This is a genomic window from Acidiplasma aeolicum (assembly GCF_001402945.1).
Lineage (GTDB): Archaea > Thermoplasmatota > Thermoplasmata > Thermoplasmatales > Thermoplasmataceae > Acidiplasma > Acidiplasma aeolicum.
Genome location: NZ_LKBG01000093.1, coordinates 1 through 2161, shown reverse-complemented (window position 1 = coordinate 2161; position 2161 = coordinate 1). Strand labels below are relative to the sequence as shown.

At 29.0% G+C, this 2161-nt stretch carries 2 protein-coding genes; both read left to right on the top strand.

The window, feature by feature from the left end:
- Nucleotides 1-74 precede the first annotated feature (74 nt).
- Nucleotides 75-491, top strand: coding sequence for a sugar 3,4-ketoisomerase (locus tag AOG54_RS02795; RefSeq protein ID WP_055032382.1), 417 nt, complete (start codon nucleotides 75-77; stop codon nucleotides 489-491).
- On the top strand, nucleotides 481-1575 hold the full coding sequence (locus tag AOG54_RS02790) for a DegT/DnrJ/EryC1/StrS family aminotransferase (protein WP_055032381.1): 1095 nt from the start codon (nucleotides 481-483) through the stop codon (nucleotides 1573-1575). Before AOG54_RS02795 ends, AOG54_RS02790 begins: the two co-directional genes overlap by 11 nt.
- The last annotated feature ends 586 nt before the right edge of the window (nucleotides 1576-2161 follow it).

Sequence of the window (2161 nt, the reverse complement as noted above, 5' to 3'; positions counted from 1 at the left end):
AATGCAAAATATCTGGTTTACCCTTGTTTAATAAATAGATATTTATTTATATTATAAATAAATACTACTCGCAGATGGAAGATAAAGAAAATCTAATTAAATATTTTTCTGCACCACACATAGATGAAAGAGGTATATTAACAGTTATAACAGATAATATTCCAATAGATAATTTTAAAATTAAAAGAGTTTATTATATAAAAACATTAAATAAAAATGTTATTCGCGGTGGTCATGCCCATTATAAACAAACTCAGATTTTATATGATATTGAGGGTTTGTTAGAAATAGAATATCATACAAGTATAAATAATGGTTTTTTATTATTAAAAGAATATGAAGGAATAGTTATTAGCCCATTAGTATGGATTAATATTAAAAGCTTAACTAATGAATGCTTATATTTGGTTTTAGCTAATGGAGAATATAATGAAAGTGAATATATTAGGGATAAAAATAAATTTATGGAGTTGATTTCAAATGATAGTTAATTTTCAAAATTTCAAAAGGCTTTATGACGATTTAAAACCAGAGTTGGATAAAAGTTATTATGATACAATGGCTTCTGGATACTATATTCTTGGTAAAAAAGTACAAGAATTTGAAAAGGATTTTTCTAATTTTGTAGGGGCAAAATATTGCATTGGGGTAGCCTCAGGCTTGGATGCTCTAACCATAGCATTAAAATCACTAAATTTAGAGAGAGGAATAGAAGTAATAGTTCCTGCAAATACTTATATTGCTACATTTATTGCAATTATCAGAGCTGGTTATGTTCCTGTACCGGTAGATGCAGACATAAAGACACTACAGATAGATGCCAATTTGATACCAAATAAAATTACTGAGAAAACACGTGTAATTATGCCCGTACATTTATATTATCAGACTCCGGATATGGATATTATCAATGAGATAGCTCATGAAAATAATTTAAATGTTGTTACCGATGCTGCTCAGGGACATGGTGCAAAATACAAAGGAAAAATAGTTGGCTCACTTGCAGAAACTGAATGCTTCAGTTTTTATCCAACAAAAAATTTGGGTGCTATAGGTGATGCTGGTTGCATCGTTACAAGCAATGAGAATATAAGTTATTATTCAAAACTGTTGAGGAACTATGGAGAGAGGAATAATTATGTAAGTGATTTAATAGGATATAACTCTAGGCTGGATGAAATTCAGGCTGGCTTCTTGGACATAAAATTAAAATATCTTAATAAATGGAATGAAAGGCGCAGATATATTGCTAATAGATATTTAAATGAAATACATAATGATAAGATAACTTTGCCAGAAGTAGCTGAATACGCAACTCCAAATTGGTACCTATTCCCGATATTCTCTGAGCAAAGAGAGCATGTAAAATTGGGACTTCAAAAAAAAGGAATTGCTTCCATAATACATTACCCTGTGCCGCCATATTTACAACCTGCGTTGAAATATCTAGATTATAATGAGAAATCATTTCCTAACAGTTATAAAATTGCAAATACAGAGTTAAGCATTCCTATTGACCCATATCTAAGCGAAGATGAAATTACCTATGTTATCGACTCTATAAATAATATATAATGAATTATCAAAATAATTGAGTTGTAATTACTGGACCTTGATCTTAGATAATGATTGCTAAACAAAAATCTTTCTATTTCATGAGGCATTGAGCATAGACTTCCTATAATAGTTGTGTTTTCTTCTTCTATAGCTACCCTTAAGATTCTTTAAAAATCCCATATAATATTCCCTGAAACTGCTATCATTATTTCATTGATCTAAAAACTGTAAGGGTAAATAATAATACAACGTGAATGGTAAATAATAATACAACGTGAATGTGGCATTATATTATTAATTTCATTGAACTATATAATCAGTTTTAATTGAATTATGGCATGATTCAATATCACCATTCTCCTCATGTGCTTCTTTTCTATGTATCCACACTTTATATTCATTGTTTTCAAATAATTATTGAATTCCTTGGATATATACTGTGAATCGTTATCCATTTTTAATATAATATTATCCAGACATAACAACCTTAAATTTCCTTATTATTGAATCATCTATTGCATCCTTAGATTTGCTTGATATATTATAATATAGGGTGTCCAAACATACGTCAACTCACTATGTACATTATTTTCCTCCCTGAATT

Coding starts and splice junctions, on each gene's coding strand:
- AOG54_RS02795 (WP_055032382.1), top strand. CDS start 75: ATGGAAGATAAAGAAAATCTAATTAAATATTTTTCTGCACCACACATA.
- AOG54_RS02790 (WP_055032381.1), top strand. CDS start 481: ATGATAGTTAATTTTCAAAATTTCAAAAGGCTTTATGACGATTTAAAA.